The 18056-nt window shown below is 65.3% G+C and carries 15 protein-coding genes; 9 read left to right on the forward strand and 6 right to left on the reverse strand.

Annotated elements, in window-relative coordinates:
• Positions 1-224: 224 nt before the first annotated feature.
• The 6 genes from BUB39_RS17620 to BUB39_RS17645 form a co-directional block, all read right to left on the reverse strand.
• Positions 225-896, reverse strand: a complete 672-nt coding sequence (locus tag BUB39_RS17620; RefSeq protein WP_073056016.1) for a TetR/AcrR family transcriptional regulator — start codon at positions 894-896, stop codon at positions 225-227.
• A 182-nt stretch (positions 897-1078) separates the two neighbouring features.
• Positions 1079-1939 (reverse strand): polyphosphate kinase 2, encoded by an 861-nt coding sequence (gene ppk2, locus BUB39_RS17625; RefSeq protein WP_073056018.1) that lies wholly within the window; start codon positions 1937-1939, stop codon positions 1079-1081.
• Positions 1940-1967: 28 nt separating this feature from the next.
• Positions 1968-2210: a hypothetical protein gene (locus tag BUB39_RS17630; protein ID WP_073056020.1), complete on the reverse strand. Its 243-nt coding sequence runs from the start codon at positions 2208-2210 to the stop codon at positions 1968-1970.
• Positions 2207-4021, reverse strand: a complete 1815-nt coding sequence (locus BUB39_RS17635; RefSeq protein ID WP_073056022.1) for a SulP family inorganic anion transporter — start codon at positions 4019-4021, stop codon at positions 2207-2209. The genes BUB39_RS17630 and BUB39_RS17635 overlap by 4 nt, the downstream gene beginning before the upstream one ends.
• A complete protein-coding gene (locus BUB39_RS17640; RefSeq protein ID WP_073056024.1) occupies positions 4018-7170 on the reverse strand; it encodes an efflux RND transporter permease subunit in 3153 nt (1050 codons plus the stop codon). Before BUB39_RS17640 ends, BUB39_RS17635 begins: the two co-directional genes overlap by 4 nt.
• On the reverse strand, positions 7167-8192 hold the full coding sequence (locus BUB39_RS17645; RefSeq protein ID WP_084527584.1) for an efflux RND transporter periplasmic adaptor subunit: 1026 nt from the start codon (positions 8190-8192) through the stop codon (positions 7167-7169). The genes BUB39_RS17640 and BUB39_RS17645 overlap by 4 nt, the downstream gene beginning before the upstream one ends.
• Before the next feature lie 404 nt (positions 8193-8596).
• On the opposite strand from BUB39_RS17645, the gene BUB39_RS17650 reads away from it, so the two are divergent.
• The 9 genes from BUB39_RS17650 to BUB39_RS17690 all read left to right on the forward strand — a co-directional run bounded on the left by BUB39_RS17650 (position 8597) and on the right by BUB39_RS17690 (position 18056).
• Positions 8597-9943, forward strand: a complete 1347-nt coding sequence (locus BUB39_RS17650; RefSeq protein WP_073056028.1) for a V-type ATP synthase subunit B — start codon at positions 8597-8599, stop codon at positions 9941-9943.
• Positions 9944-9945: 2 nt separating this feature from the next.
• Positions 9946-10551, forward strand: a complete 606-nt coding sequence (locus BUB39_RS17655) for a V-type ATP synthase subunit D (protein ID WP_073056030.1) — start codon at positions 9946-9948, stop codon at positions 10549-10551.
• Complete coding sequence (locus BUB39_RS17660) at positions 10548-12341, forward strand: V-type ATP synthase subunit I (RefSeq protein ID WP_073056032.1); 1794 nt, start codon at positions 10548-10550, stop codon at positions 12339-12341. The genes BUB39_RS17655 and BUB39_RS17660 overlap by 4 nt, the downstream gene beginning before the upstream one ends.
• Positions 12338-12784 carry an ATP synthase subunit C gene (locus BUB39_RS17665; RefSeq protein WP_073056034.1) on the forward strand — a complete coding sequence of 149 codons (447 nt, stop codon included), beginning with the start codon at positions 12338-12340 and terminating at the stop codon, positions 12782-12784. The genes BUB39_RS17660 and BUB39_RS17665 overlap by 4 nt, the downstream gene beginning before the upstream one ends.
• A 10-nt stretch (positions 12785-12794) precedes the next feature.
• On the forward strand, positions 12795-13487 hold the full coding sequence (locus tag BUB39_RS17670; protein ID WP_073056036.1) for a hypothetical protein: 693 nt from the start codon (positions 12795-12797) through the stop codon (positions 13485-13487).
• Positions 13484-14173 carry a DUF2764 family protein gene (locus tag BUB39_RS17675; protein WP_084527588.1) on the forward strand — a complete coding sequence of 230 codons (690 nt, stop codon included), beginning with the start codon at positions 13484-13486 and terminating at the stop codon, positions 14171-14173. Before BUB39_RS17670 ends, BUB39_RS17675 begins: the two co-directional genes overlap by 4 nt.
• A complete protein-coding gene (locus tag BUB39_RS17680; protein WP_073056039.1) occupies positions 14170-15966 on the forward strand; it encodes a V-type ATP synthase subunit A in 1797 nt (598 codons plus the stop codon). The genes BUB39_RS17675 and BUB39_RS17680 overlap by 4 nt, the downstream gene beginning before the upstream one ends.
• A 294-nt stretch (positions 15967-16260) precedes the next feature.
• Complete coding sequence (locus BUB39_RS17685; protein WP_139251527.1) at positions 16261-17163, forward strand: ABC transporter substrate-binding protein; 903 nt, start codon at positions 16261-16263, stop codon at positions 17161-17163.
• A 23-nt stretch (positions 17164-17186) separates the two neighbouring features.
• The gene (locus BUB39_RS17690; RefSeq protein ID WP_073056043.1) at positions 17187-18056 is read left to right on the forward strand and encodes an amino acid ABC transporter permease; all 870 of its coding nucleotides are present in this window, start codon (positions 17187-17189) and stop codon (positions 18054-18056) included.

The raw sequence follows: 18056 nt of genomic DNA on the forward strand, positions 1-18056 counted from the left end.
CCGGCAAGGGTTAATAGTAATTGCCCACTTACTAAAGCAATCAGCGTGCCATGTTTCCTGGCCGCCACGCGGCACCCATCTTCAATTAGTAAATGTTCACATACTTTATGGGATTGGCTGTCGGCGCCGCGGCGCATGCAGACGCGCGGTGCCTTCAATGGCGACGACGTGCGATCGTATTTGCGCAGAAATGCGGCAGTCTGCGCCCGTGAACTAGGCTGACTTCAGTGCTGAGCCGGCGGCGCCAGATAAGCGGCGAGGACGGCGCGGGCCATCGCGAAATGCTGCTGCTGCCAGTCCTCAGCGCCGATATCGGTTCGGAAGATCGCGCTCAGCGTGTAGGCATTCGACTTGTGGAAATAACAGAGCGCGACCATCGTCACATAGAGATGCACCGGATCGAGGCCCGGCCGCAGGGCGCCGGTGGCCTCGCCGCGCGCCAGCAGCGTGCCGATGTGCCCGATCACCGGCGAGGCGACCATCGGCGTCGATTCCGATCCCTTCAGATACTGCCCTTCCAAGAGGTTCTCGGCGGACAGCAGGCGCACCAGTTCGGGATGCCGCGCAAAATGGCGGAACGTGAACTCGAACATCGTCAGCAGCCCGTCCAGCGGCCGGCTTTCATCGATCTCGAGCTTCAGTTCCTCGATCCGCAGATCGCCGAGCACGCGCTCGAGAACGGCAACATAGAGGCCAGCCTTGTCGGAATAGTAGTGGTAGATCATGCGGGCATTGACGCCGGCCTCGGCGCAGATGACGTCGATGCGTGCACCGGCAAATCCGTGGCGCGCGAATTGGCGGATGGCAGCCTGCAGGATGCGTTCCCGCGTCTCCGCCACATTCGCCGCCCGGGGGCCTGACGGCGCGCCAAGACGCCTCGCTACCTGCTTCACCATGGTCGTCGCTACCCCTTCGCCCCGGTGGATAGCGTCAATTCGCGCGGGGCCGCAAGTCCTTGGTCGGGACAGAGGTCGAGCGAGCGGTGCCGTCAACGAGGCGACAGGCTCATCGGAGAAACGGCCACATCCAGTCGCGTCCTGAACTCAGGCCGACACTTCATGGATAGTCCCGGATGGCGTCAGAAAGGCTCCGGAATCTTGTGCAACGGCATGTCGGGCTCGACATAGCCGCCGGCCTTCTGGCGCTTGGGCAGCTTGACCTTCTCGCTCTTGATGCGCTCGTAGGGGATCTTCGACAGCAGATGGCTGATGATGTTGAGGCGGGCGCGCTTCTTGTCATCAGACTGGGCAACGAACCAGGGCGCCCATCCGGTATCGCTCGCCGCGAACATCGCGTCGCGAGCCCGGGAATAGTCGTACCAGCGCTCATAGGACAGCACATCCATCGGCGAGAGCTTCCAGACCTTCTTTGGATCATCGATGCGCGCTTCGATGCGGCGCGTCTGCTCCTCCGGGCTTACCTCCAGCCAGTATTTGAGCAAGATCATGCCGGATTCGACCATGGCCCGCTCGACGCCGCCGACGCCGCTGAGGAACTTCGTCACCTGGTCCTCGGTGCAGAAGCCCATCACGCGTTCGACGCCAGCGCGATTATACCAGGAGCGGTCGAAGATCACGATTTCGCCCGCCGCCGGCAGATACGGAAGATACCGCTGGATATAGAGCTGCGTTTTTTCGCGTTCCGTCGGCGGCGGCAGGGCGATGACGCGGAAGATGCGGGGATTGACCCGTTCCATGATCGCCTTGATCACGCCGCCCTTGCCGGCCGCGTCGCGGCCTTCGAACAGGATGCAGATTCTGGCGCCTGACTGTTTCGCCCATTGCTGCATGCGCACCAATTCGGTCTGCAGCTTTTCCAGCTCCGTCTCATAGACCTTCCGGCCGAGCTTGCCGTCCGCATTCTCCGCCGGGTCTCTTAAGAAGACAGCCGGATCGGCCCTCTTGTCGTCCTTCTTGTCGACCTTGTGCTTGTTGTCCATGGCGGCTCTCCCCTGAACCAACGCCGCGTCAGGCGGCGTGCAATCCTGTGCCCTCCAGCATCGCGAAGGCGGCATCGAACAATCGTGATGTGACGGCGCCGTCTTTCCGGTTGGGATCGGTGACGGCGAAGAAGATGGCCCGGCGCAGCATCGAGATCGGCTCGTCGGGATAGCGGCGGCGGAGCGCATCGGCCAGTTCGTTGGCGCTCCGCGCCTGGCTCGCCATCGTCTCGATGGCCGCCGAAAGTTCAACGACATGCGGCTGGATCATGCTGATGTCCTCCCGGACGGAAGCGAGGCCGCGCGCGGCAGCTCGCCCTCTCCCTCATTGCCGTTGTCCCCGTCCTCTTTGGGAAGGTCGGCGGTCGTCCGCGTCAGCGCGTGGACGGCGCTGCGCAGGGTCGGAAAGATCTCGAACCCGAGTTCGTCGAAGCCGTGTTGATCGCGCCAATGAAGCCACTCCGTGCGCCGGCCAGCGCCAACAATCCGGATGCCGCGGGAGCCGAGCGCGCCAGCGATATCGCGCAAAGTGAACAGGCCGCTGACGTCGATCCGCGTCATCGGCAGCAGGTCGATCACCACCGCGCGAGGCGGCGTGGGACTTGCGGCCACAGCCGCCAGAAGCGCCTTGCGGAAATGCCCGGTGTTGAAGAATACCAGCGGCCCGTTGAAGCGCAGGATCACCACCCCCGGCACCGGGCGCGCCGTCGCGTGGCGGGAGAGCGCATGGAAGCCGGCCATCCCCGTCATGAGGCCGAGCTCATCGAGGCTCGGGCGCGCGGTCAGATGGATGAAGCGGAGCAGCGCCAGTACGACGGCGAACAGCACACCGCGCGTTATGCCGAGCCCGACGACGCCGAATGTCGCCAACAGCGAGATGGCCGCCTCGACAGGGTCGGCCCGCCAGATGAGACGAAGGGTCTTCAGATCAATCAGCGACAGGCCGGCAAAGACCAGTACCGCGCCGAGCGCGGCCAGCGGCACGTAGCGAAGCGGCGCCGTAAAGACCAGCAGCACGACACCGACGATCAGCGCCGCGATGAGACCGGTAAGCCGCGTCCGGCTGCCATTGGCGTCGCCCACGGCCGTGCGTGAATCCGCTCCGCTGATCGCGAAGGTCTGGCAGAGGCTTGCCACGAGATTGCATGCGCCAAGCGCCGCGAACTCCTGGTCGGCGTCCACCTCATAGCCGTTCTTGGCGGCAAAGGATTGGGCCGAAAAGATGAGGCTCGCATAGCTGACCAACGCGAGCGCGGCAGCATTCGGCAGCAGATCGGGCAAGTCAGCGAACCCCGCATTGGGAAAAGCCAGATCCGGCAGGCCGCTGGGCACGGGTCCGAGCGTGGCGAGGCCCATCCGGTCAAGGCCGAGCAATGCCACGGCGGCCGCGGCCAGCGCCATGGCCACGATGCCGGACGGGAGAGCCGGCAAGATGCGTGGCAGCAGGCCGACGACGAGCAGCGCAGCCAGCCCGATCATGACAGCCATCGGCACAGCCTCATGGGCGCGCCGTATTGTCTCGAGCGCGATCGCCAGGCCATGGCTTTCCAGCTTGATGCCGGTGAGCTTGCCGAGCTGGCCGAGGATGATCGTCAAAGCGATGCCGTTGAGCAGGCCCACCAGAATGGGCTTCGACAGGAAGTCGGCCAGCGCCCCAAGCCGCATCAAACTGGCCACGATGCAGATCAGCCCGGCGATCAGCGTGAGCATGCCGGCAAGCGCCGCATAGCGAGCGGGATCACCAAGTGCGAGTGGCGCGACAGCGGCGGCCAGCACTGCGCAGGTGGCGGCATCCGGCCCGACGATCATCTGTCGCGAAGAGCCAAAGACGACATAAACAAGCGGCGGCACGAAGCAGGCATAGAGGCCATATTCGGGACGGAAGCCGGCGAGTTCGGAATAGGCGATGCCGACGGGAATCGCGACCGCCGCCACGGCGATGCCCGCCCTGAGATCGGCCGGGAAGTCCGCACGATCATAGCGACGGAGTTCGCCGATGCCAGGCGCCCAGCGAGCGAGCAGGGCGGCAGCGCCGGAAGCGTGGCGGACGTCGTCCGCTTTGATCTCGCCGCGACTGATCATGCCGCAACTCCCGCCGGCGGGACCGCTGTCGCAGCGGGCGGAGGCGTCGCTTCGGCTGCCTTCTTGTCCCGCTTCAGGCCATAGAAGGTCGAATAGAGCACCGGCACCAGCACCATGGTGAGAAGCGTGCCGTAGGTGAGGCCCGCCATGATGACGACGGCGAGGCCAACCCAGAAGACGTCCGATAGCAGCGGGATCACGCCGAGAACCGTGGTTCCGGCCGCCAGCAGCACGGGCCTCAGCCGCGAGACGGCGGCCTCGACCGTCGCATCGTAACGTGTCAGCCCGCGGTCGACGCCGGCATTGATCTCGTCCAGCAGCACGAGCCCGTTCTTGATCATCATGCCAGCCAGGCTCATCGCGGCGAGGAGGGCCACGAAGCCGAAGGGCACGCCGGTGATGAGCAGGCCAAAGATGACCCCGGCGAGCGCGAAGGGAATGGTGAGCGCGATGACGAGCGGCGGGCGCAGCGAATTGAACAGCGCGACCATGATGAAGATCGTGATCGCGAGTGCCGGGATGGCGCCTGGCAGCAGCGAGGCCTGGCTCTTTGAGCTGTTTTCCTGTTCGCCGCCCCATTCCATGCCGTAGCCGGCGGGAAGAGGCAGCGCCTCGATCTTCGCCTTCACATCCTGGTAAAGCGTCGGGAAAGTCTGTCCGAGCGCTGGATTGGCCTGCACCGTCAGGGTGCGCCGACGGTCGTAACGGGCGATCACCGCCTCCTGCGGCGCGACGGCCACGCTGTCGACAACCTGCGCCAGCGGCACCGACTGCGTGCTGGCGATGCCGCGCACGCCGAGGACGTCGATATCGCCGGGACGGTCTCGCTCGCTGGCGACGTTGCGCATGACGATCGGGACGAGCTCGTCGCCATCGCGGAATGTACCGATCGGCAGCCCGTCATAGGTGCGGCGGGTCGTGCGGGCGAGGTCCTCCCGGGTGATCCCGGCCCAGGCTGCGCGCACGGGATTGTAGTCGGGGCGGACTTCCAGCACCGCCTGTCGCCAGTCGGTCTGCATCAATCCCGCATAGGGGCTCGCCCTGACGATTGCCAGCACCTGGTCTCCGAGGCCGCGCAATACCGCCGGGCTCGCATCGCCCGGCCCGCTCAGCCGCAGCTCGAACTTCCACGTATCGCCAGGTCCGACGGCGAACTTGCGTAGCGGGGTCAGCGCCGTCGGGAAATTCTGGGCAAGCCAAGGCTGCAGCTCGGCAATCAGGCCGTCGATTTCTCCGAGGTCATGGACGTTGACGACGAGCTGGCCATAGGCCGAATTCTGCGCCTCAGGCTCGACCGGAAGGTAGAAGCGCGGTGGGCCGGCCCCGACGAAGGTCGCGACCTCGGCAACGCGCGGATCGGCACGCAGATGTTCATCGATCGCGGCGAGGTCCGCCGAGACACGCTCGATGCGCGTCCCCTCCGGCATCCAGTAATCGACCATGAACTTGGTCATCGCCGCGTCGGGGAAGAAGAGCTTGGTGACACCGCCGAACGATCCGAGCGCTGCGACAAGCACCGCGAACGCGATGGCGATCGTCGCGAAGCGGAAGCGGATGGCGAGATGCAGCAGACCGCGGAAGGTGTTGAAGAACGGGCCGCCGAAGGCTTCCGCGCTGGCATTCTTGGCCGGCTTCAGCATCGCGATGCATTGCAGCGGCGTGACCGTGACCGAGAGGACCCAGGAGACCAGCAGCGAGATCGCGACGACGGAAAAGAGGCTCGCGCAATATTCCCCGGCGCTCTCCTCGGAGGCGAAGATCGGATAGAACGCCATGACGGCGATGATCGTGGCGCCAAGCAGCGCCATGGCCGGCTGGCTCGCAGCCTCGATCGCCGCGGCGCGCCGTTCCATGCCTTGATTGATCCGCACGGCATAGCCGTCTGCGATGACGATCGCGTTGTCGACCATCATGCCGAGGGCAATGACCAGCGCGCCGAGCGACATGCGCTGCAAGTCGATGCCGAAGATGCCCATCATCAGGAAGGTCGCCATCACCGTCAGCATCAGCGCGGTGCCGATGACGACGCCCATGCGCCAGCCCGACGGGACCGTCAGCACGACGAGAACAATGACGATCGATTCGAGCAGGCTGATGAAGAAGCCGCTCACCGACTGGTCGATGGTTGTCGACTGCCAGTTCACCTTCTCGACACCGACGCCGATAGGCAGATCCAGCGTCAGCTCGGCGAGGCGCTTATCAACAGCCTCGCCGACCGTCACGACGTTCTCGCCGGGGCGGTTTGTGATCGCGATGCCGATCGCCGGTCGTCCGTTGAAGCGCATGATCTGCGCCGGCGGATCGGCATAGCCTTCATAGACGCGGCCGACATCGCGCAGGCGGATGACTTCGTTATTGCCGCCCTGCGACTGGCGGTTTGCATTCTGGAGGAGGTCCAGCGCCGTCGGCTGCAGCGCGAGGTCACCGATCTGTTCGGCGACGTCGAAGGTGCCGGTGGGCGCGATGCGCAGCTTGCTGTCGTTCACATACATCTGCCCGCCGTCGACGACCGCGTTCTGCGTCGCGAGGCCTGCCGCGATGGTCGCCTCGGAAAGGCCGAGCTGCGCCAGCTGGCTCTGCCGCACATCGACATAGATGCGCCGATCCTGCACGCCCCAAAGATCGACGCGGGCGACGCCATCGACGAGGCTGAGTTCACGCTTGAGATCGTCGGCATAGGTCTTGAGCTGGCTCGGCGAATAGCCATCGCTGGTCACGGCCAGCAGCAGCCCGAAGACGTCGCCGAAATCGTCGATGACCTGCGGCTTGCCGGCTCCAGGCGGCAATTGACGCGCCGCCTCGTCGACGCGGGCGCGCACCTTGTCCCAGATCGCCGGCAGCTCCTCGGAGCCATAGGAGGCCTTGATGTTGACTTTGATGCGCGAGCTTCCGGCCTTCGAGAAGCTCTCCAGCGAATCGAGCTCCTTCAGCTTCTGCAGCGACACCTCGATCTTGTCGGTCACCTCCTGCTCGACTTCCTCGGGATTGGCGCCGGGATAGGCCGTCATGACCACCGCGGTCTTGATGGTGAATTCCGGATCTTCGAGCTGGCCAAGCGTGAAAAAGGCGACGAAACCGCCGATGAGGATCAGCGCGGCTCCGAACCAGGTAACCGTCGGACGATCGACCGCGAATTCGACGATCTTCATGATCTGGGTGCCTCCGGCGATGCTTCGCCTTCCGGCGGCAGACGCACGAGCTCTGCCTCGGCGAGACTGTTGGCGCCGGCGGTCACCACCCATTCGCCAGGCTTCAGCCCCTCCTTAACTTCAAGGCCACCCTGCACGACACGGCCGACCTGGACGGGCCGGAGCGCGACCTTGGCCGTCGCCGGATCAAGGACCCAGACAGCGAGCGGCGCCTTGCCGGGCTCCAGCGGCCGCACCGCGGCCGGGGGCACGACAATCTGCTTCTGGGCTTCACCCTCATCGACGGTGGCGACCCGGAAGTTGCCGGCCATGCCGGGGAGAATGACGACCTTGGCATCGGCCGACTGGTCCATCGCGATGGTCACCGGGAAGGTTCTGGTCAGTTGCGACGCTTCGGTGCCGATCTCGACGACCTCTCCCTTCAGCACCGTATCTGGATAGGCGTCGAACCGCGCTTCGATCGAGCCGACGAGCGGCACGAGCGTGATCAGCGTCTCGGGAATGTCGATGACGGCCTCAAGCCGGCGCAGATCAAGCAGGCGGACGATCTGCTGCTGGGCGCGGACTTCCTCGAAAACCTCGGGATAGACGGCGACAACCCGCCCCTCGAAGGGAGCCTTCAGAACGGTCTGGTCAAGGTCGATCTGCGCCCGCTGAAGGGCGGACCTGACCGACTGGACGCGTGCCGTCGCGCCTTCCCGCGCGCTCAGCGCATCGTCGCCGCGCGCCTTTGGATAGGTCCCGCTCTTCACCAGGGGCAGGATGCGATCATACTGGTCCGACTTCAGCTGCAGATCGGCATTGGCCTGATCGAGGTCGGCCTGAAGCCGCGTCACGTCGGAGCGATAGGAACTGTCGTCGAGCGCCGCGACGATCGTGCCGGCCTCGATCTTCTGGCCGACCCGAACGGGCAGCGATGCGATCTGGCCAGAGACGCGGAACGTCAGCATCGCCTCCTGCGCTGCCTTGGCGAGACCCGGAAACTGGCGCTGGCCGAGCGCCGTCGCGACGCCGACCTGCATCGCTGCAACCGGGCGTGGCGGTGGCGGTGCTCCGGCCTTCTTCTCCTCGGAACAGCCGCTGGCGGCGAGGAGCAGCGCGAGGCACGCCGCACGGACGGCAAAACAAGGGACGCCACAAGTCACAAGGGCTTGACCCGCCTCGATTTCAATGTGCCCGGCGCGTCTACGATCATATGGGAAACGAACAATCAGTTCAGCCTCCTGTCGTCCGGCAATACAACCTGCGAAAAGAGAAACAAAACTCCGCACGAGACTTCGATCATTATTGCTGCATTGCAATATCGACTGAAATCTTCGTCCCGTATCCTAGAGGTAGCAATCGATCTATATTTGATGAAGGTCAATGTTATTATCGATCGCGCCCGGTTGATACGAGATGCCCTGCGTGGGGCCGGAGTTCGCCGATGTCCGTCGTTCCCATTCGATATGACCGCGTCCTTTCGATCATCGGCGACGTGCTCCGCGTCGCCCTGCCGGTACAGACCCGCGATGATCCCGCCGGGCCTCGCTTCGGGGACCTGGCGCTGGTTCAGGAAGGCACAGGCGGCCCGAGGCTGGCTCAGGTGGTGAAGATCGCGGAGGGCGAGGCGTCGTTGCAGGTGTTTCCGGGAACGCGTGGCCTCTCGACGCGGGCGCAGACCCAGTTTCTCGGCCACGCGCCCCGCGTTCCGTTCTCGCCAAACATTCTGGGCCGCGTCTTCTCCGGCGCGGGCACCGTCGTCGACGGCGGCCCGGCCCTTGGTCAGGAGCCGGAAGTCGAGATCGCCGGCCCCTCGGCCAACCCAGCCCGCCGGTCGCTCGCCTCGCGCATGATCCGCACCGACGTGCCGATGATCGATGTGTTCAACTGCCTGGTGGAGAGCCAGAAGATCCCGATCTTCTCGACATCGGGCGAGCCGCACGACACGCTTCTGGCGCGCATTGGCATCCAGGCCGATGCCGATGTCGTCGTCTTCGGCGGCCTTGGCCTCACCTTCGACGAATATTGGCGTTTCCGCACGGCCTTCGAGGATGCCGGCGTGTTCGGGCGGACGATCATGTTCGTCAACCAGGCCTCGGATCCGGTCCTGGAGCGCCTCCTCGTTCCCGACATGGCGCTGGCCGTCGCCGAGAAATTTGCCACCGAGGAGAAGAAACGCGTCCTCGTGCTGCTGACAGACATGACGGCGTTTGCCGACGCGCTGAAGGAAGTCGGCATCGCGCTCGACCGCGTCCCGTCCAATCGCGGCTATCTCGGCGATCTCTATTCACAGCTCGCCCGGCGCTATGAGAAGGCGGCCGTCTTTCCGGGCGCCGGCTCGGTGACGATCCTCTCCGTCACCACCATGCCGGGCGGCGACGTCACCCATCCGGTGCCGGACAATACCGGCTACATCACCGAAGGGCAGTTCTACCTTCGGGGTGGCCGCATCGATCCGTTTGGCTCTCTGTCGCGCCTCAAGCAGCACGTCATCGGCAAGGAGACGCGCGACGACCACAGCGCGGTCATGAACACCATGATCCGCCTCTATTCCGGGGCGCGGGATGCACAGCGCAAGCAGGCGATGGCGTTCGAGCTTTCGGATCTCGACCATCGCTCATTGAAATTCGGCGCGTTGTTCGAGGCGCGGTTCATGGATCTCGCCGTCTCCATGCCCCTCGACGAGGCGCTGGATCTCGGCTGGAAGACGATGGCCGAGTGCTTCCCCGCTGAGGAACTGCTGATCCGGCAGGCTCTGGTCGACAAATACTACCCGGCAAAGGCCGCCTGATCATGGCCCGCGTCCCGCTCAGCAAGTCGCAATTGCGCAAGGAGAAGGAAAATCTCGTCTCCTATCGCCGCTACCTTCCGGCGCTCGATCTGAAGCGCCAGCAATTGATGGGCGAGCGCGTCCACGCCGTGAGGGCGATCGGGGAGGCCGAGGCAAAGGTGGCGGGTGCTGCGGAAGCGGCGGGTGCTGCGCTGCCCATGCTGGCCGACAGCCGCATTGACGTCTCCGGGCTGGTCACGCTGGGCAGGGTCGAGTTCGGCACACAGAACGTCGCTGGCGTCAGCCTGCCGGTGCTTCGCTCCGTCGAGATCCTCCGCACGCCCTATGGAAGGATGGTGCGCCCGCACTGGGTCGATGCTGTGGTTGAGCGGCTGGAGGCGGCAATCCGCCTGCGCATCGAGGTCGATGTCGCGCGCCAGCGTCTCGCGAAGCTCGACAAGGCCGTCGCGACGACGACGCAGCGCGTCAATCTCTTCGACAAGGTGCTCATCCCGGAAGCCGAGGCCAATATCCGCCGCATCATGGTCTATCTCGGCGATGCCGAACGGGCGGCCGTGGTCGGCGGCAAGATCGCCAAGCGCCAGCGCGCGGCGGGCGGTGCCGCATGAGCATCGTCCCCATGCACAAGGTCGCGATCTGCGGCCCGCTCGCCGAGAAGGACCCGGTGATCGACGCGCTGCAGCGGCTCGGCGTCATGCATCTGATCCCGCTCAGAGCGGCCGATCCGCTGGCGCCGACCGATGCCGCCGAGCGCAACCGGGCGAGGACCGCCTTTCGGCATCTTGTGGACTCGCCCGAGCAGCGCCGCCCCTATCGTCCGGGCACCGCCTTCAATCTGGCCGACATTGTCGGGAGGATCGCCGAGAACCGCCGCACGCTGCGGCGCCTTTCTGATCGGCGCGACGAATTGGTGGCGCGGATCGGCGATGTCTCGCTATGGGGCAACGTCGCATTCCCCGCCCTCGACGCGCTCGGCGGGGAACGGCTGTGGTTCTACGTCCTGCCGATCAGACAGCGGGAGACGCTCGATAACGTCTCGCTTCCCTTTGCGATCGTCGGCAAGGACTCGACACGGCTCTTCGTTGTGGTCGTGACGGCGGAGGAACCGGCCGCAGACCTGCTGCCCGTGCCGCGCACGCATTTCGGCGCTGTGCCGTTGCACGCTTTGACGGCCGAACTCGACCAGTTGGAGATCGACCTCGACAAGGCGAAGGCCGAACGCGGCGAGCTGACCCGCTGGCGCCTGCTGCTTGGAACCGAGCTCGCGAGCGCCGAGGATGCCGACGAACGCCACGACGTCGCGGGCAAGACGCTGGACACGGATGGGCTCTTCGCCATTCAGGGCTGGGCGCCCAGCGAGAGCGTTCCGGCGATCGAGCGGATGGCCGAGAGCCAGAACCTCGCCGTCCTCGCAGAGCAGCCCACGGCAATCGACAAGCCACCGACCCTGCTCCGCCCGCGGGATGCCCGTCTCGGCGGCGGCGCCGATCTCACCAATTTTTACACAACCCCAGCCTATGGCGCCTGGGATCCGAGCTTCATCGTCTTCACGTCCTTCGCGATCTTCTTCGCGATGATCATGGCCGATGCCGGCTATGCCGCAGTGATCGGGCTGATCGTCCTCTGGCTCTGGAAGCGGATGGGCAAGACCGATGGTGGCCGGCGCACGCGGGTGATGCTGGCAGCGATCACCGTGGCGTGCCTCGTCTATGGCGTCCTGGCCGGCTCCTATTTCGGCGTCGCGCCGCGCCCGAGCAGCTTCCTCGCCCGCATCGCGATCGTGCACATCACGAATTTCGACGAGATGATGAAGCTTTCGGTGGTCATCGGCGCCGTCCATGTCGGCATCGCGCTGGTGGCGACGGCCTGGCTAGCGCGGGCAAGCGCCGGGGCGCTGGTACCGATCGGCTGGCTCGCCGTCATTATCGGCGGATTGTTGACTTGGCTCAGCGCCGGAAGCTTCGCGCGTGGCGGCACGGCCTTCTTCGTCGCCGGCCTCGTCGCGGTCTTCGTCGGCTCCGCTGCCGGCCGCCCCATATCGCGGCCGACGGACTGGCTGCTTCGCGTGACGGACGGCCTGATGGGGCTCACCTCGATCACCAAGCTCTTCGGCGACATCCTGAGCTATCTGCGGCTCTTCGCGCTCGGCCTTGCCAGCGCCTCGCTCGCCGAAACCTTCAACGGCATGGCGGCCGGGCTACAGATTTCGCGTCCCGGTCTCGGCCTGCTCGCCTCGCTCCTGATCCTCGCCTTCGGTCACGCCATCAACTTCGTCATCGGCATCATGGGCGGCGTCGTCCATGGCCTCCGGCTCAACTACATCGAATTCTTCGGCTGGGGCCTCTCGGAAGAGGGCTATCCGTTCCGCGCATTTGCCAAGAGGGAGATCCCCGAATGAACGAGCTCATGGTCATTCTAGGCTGGCTGGGCGTCTTCGCGCCGGTTGGCCTCGGCGCGATCGGCAGCGCCATCGGCGTCACCATCGCCGGACAGGCCGCGATCGGCGCGATGCTGGAAACCGACAGCGGCTATGGCCGCTTCGTCGGCGTCGCGGCGATCCCCTCCTCGACCGTGATCTATGGCATCGTCGTCATGTTCTCGCTGCAGCGGACGATCACCCCGGAGAACGGCGCTGGCCTGTTCGGCATCGGGATCCTGACGGGCCTCGCCCTCGCTTATACCTCGGTCTGGCAGGGCAAGGCCTGCGCCAGCGCCATCGCCGCCTCGAAGTCAAAGCCCGAGATCTTCGGCCTTTCGCTGGCGCCCGCCGCGATCGTCGAGGGCTTCGCGGTCTTCACCTTCGTCTTCGCGCTCGTCCTCGCCGGCAACATCAAGGGCTGAGGAGGCGATCATGGCGGCAGAGACAAGAGTTCAAAAGACCGAGTCGGGGGTCGAAAGCCTGATCGCCCGGTTGCGTGATCAGGGCGTCACCGCCGGCCGCAGCGAAGCCGAGCGCATCCGGGCCGAGGCCGAAGCCGAGGCACGCGCCATCGTCCAGGCCGCCGAGAAGGAGGTAAAGGCAAAGCTGGACGCCGCCCGCAAGGAGGCCGACGCCTTTCGCCGCGCCGGCGAGGACGCCCTGAAACAGGCGGCGCGCGACGTGGCCCTCGAGCTGAAGCAGCGCCTCGCACGCCGCTTCGCCGATGATGTCGGGAAGGCCGTATCGGATGCCGTGCGCGATGAGGACATGTTGAGACGGATGATCCTGACACTGGTCGGCCGCGTGCGCGCAGAAAGCGGCGCGGACCAATCCGCCGATATCGAGCTGCTGCTGCCGCGCACGGTGGTCGGTCTCGACGATCTCCGTCGCAAGCCGGGGGAGCGGCGCGACGATCCGCTCAGCCATCTCGTTGCTGCCTTTACCGGCGACATGCTGCGCGAGGGTATTCGCTACGGCCGTGCCGAAGACGATGCCGGCGGCATCACGATCGTGCTCGGCGACCGCGGCGTCTCGGTCGACGTCACCGACAAGGCGGTTGCTGATGCCCTGCTCGCCCATATGCAGCCGCGATTCAGGGCATTGCTCGAAGGGGTGGTGACGTGATCCTACACACCGAACCCTATGTGATGCTGATGGCGAGCCTGCCCTCGATCAGGCTCCTCGGCGAGAAGGCGTTGCCGATCAACCCGGCCCGGCTTACCGAACGAATGAAGATGTTGGAGCCGGCCGATCGTGACGAGCTTTTTGCCATCGCCTCCATCCTCTCCTGGAACCGCATCGACACGGGCGATGACGATGCCGCCTATGTGGCGCGCGCCGAACGCATCCTTGCTTCGATCCGCAGCGACACGCTGCGCGAGGCAGCGCTGGAGCGACTCGAAATCCGCACGCTCATCGCAGCTCTGCGCCGCCGCCATGCCGGCGAGAACACACCAGTCTCCGGAACGGCCTGGGGCATCGGCCGGCATGTCGAGACGATCCGCCGGAACTGGACGCAGCCCGATTTCGGCATGGCGCGATCATTCCCATGGATCGCGCAGGCGCGGGAGCAGCTCGAATCTGGCGACAGCGCCGGCCTGGAGCGGCTCATCCTCGACGTGACCTGGCGGGCGGCAGGGCGGCACGAATTCGGCCATGAATTCGATTTCGAAGCCGTCGTCTTCTATCTCATGCGCTGGCAGCTTGCCGATCGCTGGGCGCGCTACGACGCCGACGCCGCGGCTGTCCGCTTCGCGCAATTGCTCGACGTCGCGCTCCCCCCGGCGGCATCCATCCAGGAGGCGGCATGACCCAGTCCCCCACTGCCAGCATCACCGCCGTCCAGGAAGATATCGTCCGCCTGAGGCTCGACGATGCCGCCACAGGCCGTCTCGTCAAGAACGAGGTCGTTTATATCCGTCCGGCGCGTGAGCCCGAGCAGCGGTTGAAGGCCGAGATCCTGCGCGTCGAGGGCAACCAGGCCGATGCGCAGGTGTTCGAGAGCACCGGCGGCGTCGGCCTCGGCGATCCGGTCGAGCAAACGGGCCGCCTCCTCTCGGTCAGGCTCGGGCCGGGCCTGCTCGGCCGTGTCTATGATGGGCTGCAGAACCCACTCGAGGCGCTCGCCATCGGCCACGGCATCTTCCTGCCACGCGGCGTCGAGGCGCCCGGCCTCGATCCGGATGCAAAATGGTCGTTCACCGCCATGCGGCGTTCAGGCGACAGGGTCCGCGGCGGCGACACGATCGGCACGGTTCCCGAAGGCCCGATCACCCACAAGATCATGGTGCCCTTCGATCTCGACGAGAGCCTCGAAATCACCTGGATCCGCGACGGCACGGTCACCGTCAACGAACCGGTCGCTCGGCTGAAAGCGGCCTCCGGTGCCGAGCGCGAATTGACGCTCGCGCAGGATTGGCCGGTGCGGGAGCCGCTGCCGCGCCGCATCGTCAGCGCGGGCTATTCGAGCCGGCTCTATCCCGATGCGCCGATGATCACGACGCAGCGCATCATCGACGTGTTCTTCCCGATCGCGCAGGGCGGCGCGGCCTGCATTCCCGGCCCGTTCGGCGCCGGCAAGACCGTGCTGCTCAACCTGATCGCCCGCCATTCCGACGTCGACATTGTCATCCTCGTCGCGTGCGGCGAACGTGCGGGCGAAGTCGTCGAGACGATCTCGGAATTTCCGCGCCTCAAGGACCCGCGCACCGGCGGTTCGCTGATGGACAGGACGGTGATCGTCTGCAACACCTCGTCTATGCCCGTCGCCTCGCGCGAAGCCTCGATCTATACGGGCATCGCCATCGGCGAATATTACCGCCAGATGGGCCTCAGGGCGCTGGTCATCGCCGACTCCACCTCCCGCTGGGCGCAGGCGATGCGCGAAACCTCCGGTCGGCTGGAAGAAATCCCCGGAGAGGAGGCGTTTCCGGCCTATCTCGACAGCTCCGTGAAGAGCGTCTACGAGCGCGCCGGCGTCGTGAAGACCAATGACGGGACCGTGGGCGCGCTCACGATTATAGGCTCCGTCTCGCCGGCCGGCGGCAATTTCGAGGAACCAGTGACGCAGTCGACGCTGGCGGCCGTCAAATGCTTCCTCGGCCTTTCCTATGACCGCGCCTATCGTCGCTTCTATCCGGCCATCGATCCGCTGATCTCCTGGTCGCGCTACCGAGACCAGCTCGCCGCGTGGTCCGCGCAGAACCTCGCGCCCGACTGGAACGAGAAGGTGGCGGCGCTGACCGGGCTGCTCGCGCGCGGCGACGAGGTCGCCCGCATGGAGCAGGTCACCGGCGAAGAAGGCATCAGCCTGGAGGACTTCGTCGCCGCCGAGGCCGCACGCTTCCTCGACATGGTCTTCCTGCAGCAGGACGCGTTCGACGCCGTCGATTCTTCCTCGCCGATCGAACGCCAGCACGCACTGTTCGACCAGGTGCACAGCATCGTCACCCGGCGCTACGCCTTTGCCGACAAGGAAGCAGCGCGGCAGCATTTCACCAAGCTGACGGGCCTGTTCAAGAACCTCAACTACGCCGCCTCAGGATCGGGCGAGGCTCAGAAGCTGGCCGCCGAGATCGACACTCTCGACAAGGCTGCCGCATAGAGCAGGCGGAGAGACCGGGGAGCCGCGGAGGCCGAGATCCGGCCGGCGTGCCGCCTTGCCTCCGGGGAATGGCCGACAACAACTTCGCAGATCGACTCCAACGGACATCACCGTCCGGCGCAACCCCGTCTGCACCGGATCGAAGCGCGGGATTTCGCTCGGCCACGACCCCGTGCACACCTCCGCCCGGCATCACTCCATACGCAAATATCCTAAGAGAAACTCTATTGCACTTTAAAGAGAAAACGGGTTACCTTTTTGCTGCCTTCCCAATGAGCTCAAAGGAGCCTTCCCGTGGATTTTCTCGCTAAACGAGCCGGCTTGGTCCGGATTCTGGGTGCCGCCTCGCTTGCCCTGATGTCGGCAGGCGCCGCACTGGCGCAGACCGTGACGATCACGCCGAACATGCCGGCAACCCCCGACATGGTGAAACACCTGCCGGAGGCGGTGAAGAGCCGCGGCGCGCTCAATGTCGCCACCACTGATGGCAACGCCCCCTGGGTGTTCGTCGACGCGGCGAGCGGCGAAGTGAAGGGCGTCGATGCGGATCTCGTTAACGAGGCGGCCAAGCGGCTCGGCCTCAAGGTCAAATGGGACGTCATCCAGTTCACGGCCGGCATTCCGGGCGTCGAGTCCGGGCGCTATGACTTCTATCTGAGCGCCATGGCCGATACGAAGAAGCGCGAAGACGTCGTGAACTTCATTGCCTATTCGCAGGAAGGTTCGGGCGTCATCGTCCCGAAGGGCAATCCCCTCGGCATCAAGGTGATGGACGATCTCTGCGGCAAGCGCGTCGCGATCGTCACCGGCTCGCTATTTCCCGACCTCGTCGAGAAGTTGAACAAGACCTGCCCGAGCCCGGTCGTGCTGTCGGAGACCGCTGATCAGACCGGCCCCTATCTCGCCGTTGCCAGCGGTCAGGCCGATGCCACGATGAATACCTATGGCGTCAGCAACTACACGCTGAAGACCGCGACGGAAGGCATCCAGACCCAGCTCGAACTCTCGCCCGTTCCGCTCTTCGCGCCGGCCAACCAGGGCATCGCTTTCTCCAAGTCCCAGACCGACCTGATGGCCGCCGTCGGCGGCGCCATGCAGGCGATGAAGGAAGACGGCAGCTACCAGAAGATCATGGACAAGTGGAATGTCGGCGACGGTGCCGTCGCGGCCTTCACCTTTAACGCCCCGCTGTTCTAGCCTCACGCCAGCGCAGCGTCGTGATGAATTCCGTGAATTCAGCCAATACGAGCCTGCGGATTCACCGCAGGCTCGGCCCGCGCATTGCCAATGCCGCCCTGGCGGTATTGGCAATGGTCATCGTGCTCGGCATGGCGCAGATCGTCATCGGCAGCGGCCGGATCCGGTGGAACATCATCGTCGACTATCTCTTCGCTCCGGCCGTATTGAACGGCGTGGCGATGACGCTGATGCTGACGCTCGTCTCCCTGCTCGGCTCCATGGTGCTGGGAACGGTTCTTGCGGCGATGCGCATTTCACGCAACCGCGTGCTGGAGACGATCGCCGCCGGCTATGTCTGGTTCTTCCGCGGCACACCGGTCCTCGTTCAGGTCGTGTTCTGGTTCAATCTCGGCCTGTTCCTGCCGCAGATCAGCATTGCCGGCCACTCATTCCCGATCAACAGCCTCATCACGCCGACGACCGCGGCCTTGCTTGGACTGCTGCTCAATGTCAGCGCCTTCATGTGCGAGGTGATCCGCGGCGGACTGATCGCGGTCGACAACGGCCAGAGCGAGGCGGCGCTGTCGATTGGCATGACGCCGACGCAGGCTTTGCTGCGGATCGTTCTGCCACAGGCGATCCGGGTCATTGTTCCGGCGGCCGGAAACCTCGCCATCGACCTGCTCAAGGCAACCTCGCTGGTCTATGTCATCGGCACGCGCGAGATCCTCGGAACAACGCAAAGCATCGCCTCGCAGACCTTCTATGTGATCGAGATGCTGATCGTCGCCTCGCTCTGGTACCTGTTCCTCGTCTCCATCGCCTCCTTCGGCCAGTCCCGCCTGGAGGTCTATCTTGCCCGGGGCCTCAGCACCGCCAGCCGCGAGCTGCCGCGGCCGAACCTCGGATGA

This window comes from Kaistia soli DSM 19436 (genome assembly GCF_900129325.1).
Taxonomy (GTDB): domain Bacteria; phylum Pseudomonadota; class Alphaproteobacteria; order Rhizobiales; family Kaistiaceae; genus Kaistia; species Kaistia soli.